Source organism: Bifidobacterium pullorum subsp. saeculare (genome assembly GCF_016899725.1).
In the GTDB taxonomy this organism is placed as follows: domain Bacteria; phylum Actinomycetota; class Actinomycetes; order Actinomycetales; family Bifidobacteriaceae; genus Bifidobacterium; species Bifidobacterium pullorum_C.
The window spans coordinates 1-6,344 of sequence record NZ_JACLYU010000036.1 but is presented as its reverse complement, the minus strand read 5'-3'; the positions used below and the strand labels follow the sequence as shown (position 1 = coordinate 6,344).

Sequence of the window (6,344 nt, the reverse complement as noted above, 5' to 3'; positions counted from 1 at the left end):
GGCGTTTTATCTATTTGACAAACTTTGAACGGTCATAAAACAGCGCATATACCAATGGAGGCCCCAACCGAAATTGGGGCCTCCATCAGAGAAAAAGGAAGGAGTGACGAGGATTGGTTATTTATTCGGTCAGAGTCTTGGCCTTCTCGTTGACGGCTTCAACCGTCTCGACCGTCTTGGCTTCCTCGTCGGAGATCTCGCCGGCCGCGAGCTTGGCTTCAAGCTGCTCGACGATTTCGGCGTGCATCTTCTCGTTGATCTTCACCTTGAACATGAACACCAGCAGGCTGAGCACGATCAGGACGAGCGGCGCATAGAACGCGCAGACCTCGAAGGTGTGGATGTTCGCAGGGGTCATATCGGCCGCGGTGGCGGTGCCGGTCATGCCCGCCGCAACGGCGATGAAGCCGGTGATGCCGTTCGACAGGGCGCCGCCGACCTTGTCGAGCATCGGGCGGACAGACAGGGTGACGGCCTCGTTGCGCTTGCCGTTCTTCAGCTGGCCGTATTCGATGGAGTCGGTCAGGGACAGGATCGCGGTCATCTGGATGAGCGTGCCCGGCACGTAGAAGAGCACCAGCGCGATGAACACCACGACGATGTTGGTGGAGAACAGACCCAGCAGAACGTAAGCGACGATCATGGAGATCATGCCGCCGATGTACAGGTAGCGGCGCGGAATGCGCTTGTTCAGGATCGGGTACAGCGGGGCCATGATGAGGCCGGCCACCAGCGCGATGACGCCGGTCGCGGAGTAGGCGGCCGGATTATCCAGCACGAACTTGAACAGGAAGAGGAGCACACCGGTGGTGGCCACGTTGGCGATGGCGTACAGCAGGTAGGACAGCGCGACCCACAGCAGCTGGTCGTTCTGGAACAGCGCCTTGAACGCCTCGAGCGGGTTGCCGTTCTTCTGGGCCTTGGAGCGCAGAGCGCTTTCGCTTTCCTTGGTGCCGAACGCGACGGTCCAGGCGGTCAGGATGCCAAACAGCATGACGATGATGCCGAACGCAGTCCAGCCGCTCTGGCTCTCGGCATGCTTGCCGGTGAACATGTAGCTGAAGTAGGTGACGATCGGGATGACGAAGACCGTGATGCCGTTGTAGCCGATGGAACCGGTGAAGGATCCCAGGGAGGTGTAGGTGGAACGCTCGTGCGAATCGGAGGACAGCGCCGGGATCATGCCCCAGTAGGAGATATCGCGCAGGGAGTAAAACACATCGAGCACGACGAAGGTGATGACGAACAGCACGATGAACAGCGTGGTGTTCACGTTCACCAGGCCGAACATGCCACTGAAGACGATGGCAAGCAGCACGGCCGAGACGGCACCGCCGATGAACTGCCAGGGACGGAAGCGGCCCCACTTGGTGGTGGTGTTGTCGACGATGTTGCCCAGCAACGGGTCGATGAAGATCTCCGCGATGCGGATGATCACCACGAGGCTGGTGATGACGCCGATAAGCTTAGCCGCCAACGCCTTGTCGACGCCGGAGAACAGGCAGCTGGTCACGTACACAACAAAGTACGTGCTCATAGCGTTGTAGAAGGCGGCCTGACCGAGGTTACCGCATGCGTAGGCGATACGCTGGCCGAGCTTGCCCTTGCGGACTCCACCGTCCGCGGCTGTTGCGTTGCTCATTTTTTCCTCTCCTCTAAGAGGGTTTGGAGCTGAGATCACCCATTGATCTTGTAGTGCAACTATACGCCGTTTTGTAGGCGGAAGTAAAAACATTAGTAATCAAGGCTTTTGCCGGCGTGTCGCAATAGTTCCCATAATGCAAAGTCTATCCGTCACCGACTTAAACATATTTATTGGGAGTGCTTGAAAAACAGAGGAAACTGTGACAGTAAACACGATTTGCTTCTTCAGTAAAAAACATTTATCATTACTAGTAAAGGAAGGTTAGCTTCCACATCATTCACAACGAAGTAATGAAAGAAAGCAGGAAACATGACAAACAGCAATCGTGTTGAGCGCGCATCCGAGACGTGGCTGACCGACGCGACTGTGTTCGAGGTCAACCGCACGCCGGCCCATTCCAACCATAAGTGTTTCACGCATGATCCGCAGAGTGGTGAGCACTCCGATCTCATGCAAAGCCTTGACGGAGAATGGCGCGTCGAGATCGTACAGGCTTCCGACATCGACTTCGACGAAGAGCCATTCGCTGCCGAAAACTTCGATGATTCCGCTTTCTCCCGCGTTCAGGTTCCGGGCCATCTGCAGATGGCAGGACTGCTGAAGAACAAGTACGTGAATATCCAGTATCCGTGGGACGGCCACGAGAACCCGCTGGAGCCGAATGTCCCGGAAAACAATCACGTGGCGCTCTACCGCAGGAAGTTCGTTGTGTCCAAGCGTCTTGCGGATACCAAGGAGTCCGGAGGAAGCGCCTCCATCGTCTTCCATGGAATGGCAACCGCGATCTACGTATGGGTCAACGGCCTGTTCGCAGGTTACGGCGAGGACGGATTCACTCCCAACGAGTTTGACATCACCGACCTGCTGCATGACGGAGAGAACGTTGTGGCGGTCGCCTGCTACGAGTATTCCAGCGCATCCTGGCTTGAAGACCAGGACTTCTGGCGTCTGCACGGACTGTTCCGCTCCGTCGAACTGACGGCGCAGCCCCACGTCCATGTCGAGAATATGCAGCTCGAAGCCGACTGGGACGCCGAGTCCGGCACCGCCTCTCTTGATGCCACATTGTCCGTGCGCAACGCCTCCGATGCCGCTACCATCTCGGCCGCGTTGAAGGATTCCGAAGGCAACGTGGTATGGGAGACATCGACCAACGCCGACACCAATACCACGTTCGCAAGCGGTTCCTTGCAGGGCCTCGAGCCGTGGAGCGCCGAGAACCCGTCCCTGTACGAACTTGAAGTCAACGTCATCGACCAGGCCGGCAACATTGTCGAAGCCGTCGTCCAGAAGGTCGGCTTCCGTCGCTTCCGCATCGAAAACGGCATCATGACCCTTAACGGCAAGCGCGTCGTATTCAAGGGCGCGGACCGTCACGAGTTCGACGCCAAGCGAGGCCGCTCCATCACCGAGCAGGACATGATCGATGACGTGATTTTCTGCAAGCGCCACAACATCAACGCCATCCGCACCTCGCACTATCCGAACCAGGAACGTTGGTACGACCTGTGCGATGAGTACGGCATCTACCTGATTGATGAGACCAATCTCGAAACCCATGGCAGCTGGTGCCTGCCCGGCGACGTGGTCACCGCCGAGACCGCAGTTCCGGGAAGCCAGGCACGTTGGGAAGGTGCCTGCGTCGACCGTGTCAACAGCATGATGCGCCGCGATTACAACCACCCGAGCGTGGTCATCTGGTCCCTCGGCAACGAGTCCTACACCGGCGATGTGTTCCGCGCCATGTACAAGCACGTGCACGACATCGATCCGAACCGCCCCGTGCACTACGAGGGCATGACGAAGAACCGCGACTACGACGACGTGACCGACATCGAAACCGCCATGTACATGCACGCTGATGTGATTGAGGAATATCTCAAGAACGATCCGCAGAAGCCGTACATCTCCTGCGAGTACATGCACGCAATGGGCAACTCGGTCGGCAATCTGGACGAATACACGGCACTGGAGCGCTACCCGCACTATCAGGGCGGCTTCATCTGGGACTTCATTGATCAGGCAATCTATGCCACCCAGCCGGACGGCTCCACCCGTCTGTGCTATGGCGGAGACTTCGGCGATCGTCCGAGTGATTACGAGTTCTCCGGCAACGGACTGGTCTTCGCCGACCGTACTCCCGCGCCGAAGGCCCAGGAGGTCAAGCAGCTGTACTCCAACGTCCATATCGACGTGACCGATCACTCGGTGTCCATCAAGAACGACAATCTGTTCATCTCGACCGGCGGATACCAGTTCGTGCTGCGCATCCTCGCTGACGGAGAGCCGGCATGGCAGTCCGAACGCCGCTTCGACGTGCCCGCCGATTCGACATGCACGTTCGATGTCGAATGGCCGGTGGATCTCTATCGCGACAATGCCGATGAACTGGTGCTTGAAGTGTCCCAGCGCCTCGCTGAGGCGACCGATTGGGCTCCTGCCGGATACGAACTCGCCTTCGGCCAGACTATTGTGGATGGAACGAAGGCAGCCGAAAACACGACCCTGCCTGCGGACGGCATCGTCACTGTTGGCCGTTGGAACGCGGGTGTTCAGGGTTCCGGACGAGAGATTCTCCTTTCTCGCACCCAGGGCGGCCTGGTCTCCTACACGTTCGACGGTCACGAATTCGTGCTTCGTCGCCCGGCGATCACCACATTCCGCGCGCTGACGGACAACGACCGTGGCGCCGGCCATGGATTCGAGCGAGCCCAGTGGATGACGGCCGGCCGTTACGCCCGTTGCGTGGACAATGTCATCGAACAGGTCAGCGAAGACACGCTCAAGGCCGTATACACGTATGAGCTTGCCACGCCGCAACGCACCAAGGTCACCGTCGGATACACCGCCGATACCACTGGCCGTCTGAACCTGCATGTGGAATATCCCGGCGAGTCCGGCGAACTGCCCACCATTCCCGCGTTCGGCATCGAATGGACTCTGCCGGTCCAGTATTCGAACCTGAGGTTCTTCGGTGCTGGCCCCGAGGAAACGTACCAGGATCGCAAGCACGCCAAGCTGGGCGTGTGGAGCACCGACGCGTTCAAGGATCATGCTCCGTATCTCATGCCGCAGGAGACGGGCAACCACGAAGAGGTCCGTTGGGCGGAGATCACCGATGAAAATGGACACGGCCTGCGAGTCAGCCGCGCGAACGGTGCCGCACCGTTCGCTGTGAGCCTGCAGCCGTATTCCAGCTTCATGATCGAAGAAGCCCAGCACCAGGACGAGTTGCCGACTCCGAAGCACATGTTCCTCCGTGTGCTCGCCGCGCAGATGGGTGTCGGCGGCGACGACTCCTGGATGTCTCCGGTCCACTCCCAGTATCACATCCCCGCCGATCAGCCGATCAGCCTCGATGTCAATCTCGAACTGATCTGACGATCGGCTAGCGCGTCCCTCCTCTTACTCCTTCCAGCGGAGGAGGGAAGGCATCGTTCTGCAAGGTTCCTTACCTTGGATTAACCGGTGACGATGCTTTATAACGCAGAGGACGCGACATGGATTCATGTTTCCCGCATGCCGCATCCTCTGCTCATATCAGGAGAAGAGGCCTGATGTCCAGCCCTGAGGGTTGGGCATCAGGCCTCTTTCGTATGGTTTTCATAAGGATGGCACGAAACTGTCCCTGACCACCAGTTTCGTGGAAAGCCTCATGTGCTGGTGTACGGATCGTCTGGTGGATAGCGCTTCCGACAGCATAAACACCGCGGCCTTGGCCAATTCGTCTTTGTTGATGTCGTACGATGACAGCGCGGGCGAGGTATACTTCGCTATCTCTTGATTGTTGATGCTGACCATGCGCATATCTCTCGGCACTAGGATCCCAGCGGACGCAAACGCTTGAAGCACGCCGACTGCAATCGAGTCGGCGGCAATGATGACGGCATCCGGAAGGTCGTTACTGTGCATTTGTATGAGTTTTTCACCGAGAGCCCGTCCGTTCTCCATGGTGAACGGTCCTTCTTCCAAGACGAGACCGTTGATGTCAAGTCCGAGACGCACTGCCCAATTCCGGAACGCGAACGCACGGGGATCTTCCGGATACTCATGATCGCCCATAATGTTCCCGACTCCGCCGATGAAGGCTATGCGTCGGTTCCCGGAGGCGATCAACGTATCCAACGCGTCCAAAACGGTTTGTTCCAAATCCGGTTGCACCGAATCAAACAGGTCCGGTGCCGGATTAATATCGATGAATACTCCATGCTGAAAAGCCTCATGCAATCGTAGGAGCACATCCTTCTCAAACGGTGCCGGACCGATTGAAATAAAACCGGCATACTTGCCTTTATGCTTGATTAGATCCTTCACATCACGATACTCAGTTACATGCATGCGCTCATCTTCCGCATGCTGGCAGAGGGATGCCTTGAGCTCGTTGAAGTACATGTCTTGCAAGCCCTTGTCCGGAACAGCATTGTCCAACAAGGCGATGTCCTGAGGAATGGTGACACGCTGGTATCGCGGCACATTCTCATATCCCAATTCAAGACTGGCGTTCAGGACTTTTTGACGGGTAGCTTCCTTGACCGACAGCGAGGGATCGTCATTGAGTATCCTCGATACGGTTGCAGGGGAGAATCCAGTCCTTTCTGCAATCTCCCTGATTGTAGCCATGAAAATCAACCTCCTCTTGGCAGACGAAAGCTAAACAAATTTAGTAACAAGTTTATCATGTTTCACTTTAGAAATTCGT

The 6,344-nt window shown here is 57.1% G+C and carries 3 protein-coding genes; 1 reads left to right on the top strand and 2 read right to left on the bottom strand.

The annotated features are described in order from the left end of the window. Positions 1-121: 121 nt before the first annotated feature. Positions 122-1,642: a glycoside-pentoside-hexuronide (GPH):cation symporter gene (locus H7U32_RS09105; protein ID WP_204469759.1), complete on the bottom strand. Its 1,521-nt coding sequence runs from the start codon at positions 1,640-1,642 to the stop codon at positions 122-124. 312 nt (positions 1,643-1,954) lie between these two features. Between H7U32_RS09105 and H7U32_RS09100 the strand changes: the two genes are divergently transcribed. Continuing rightward, on the top strand, positions 1,955-5,026 hold the full coding sequence (locus H7U32_RS09100; protein WP_204469758.1) for a glycoside hydrolase family 2 TIM barrel-domain containing protein: 3,072 nt from the start codon (positions 1,955-1,957) through the stop codon (positions 5,024-5,026). Positions 5,027-5,248: 222 nt separating this feature from the next. Here H7U32_RS09100 and H7U32_RS09095 read toward each other — a convergent pair whose 3' ends face one another. After that, the gene (locus tag H7U32_RS09095) at positions 5,249-6,265 is read right to left on the bottom strand and encodes a LacI family DNA-binding transcriptional regulator (RefSeq protein WP_129236960.1); all 1,017 of its coding nucleotides are present in this window, start codon (positions 6,263-6,265) and stop codon (positions 5,249-5,251) included. Positions 6,266-6,344: the final 79 nt, after the last annotated feature.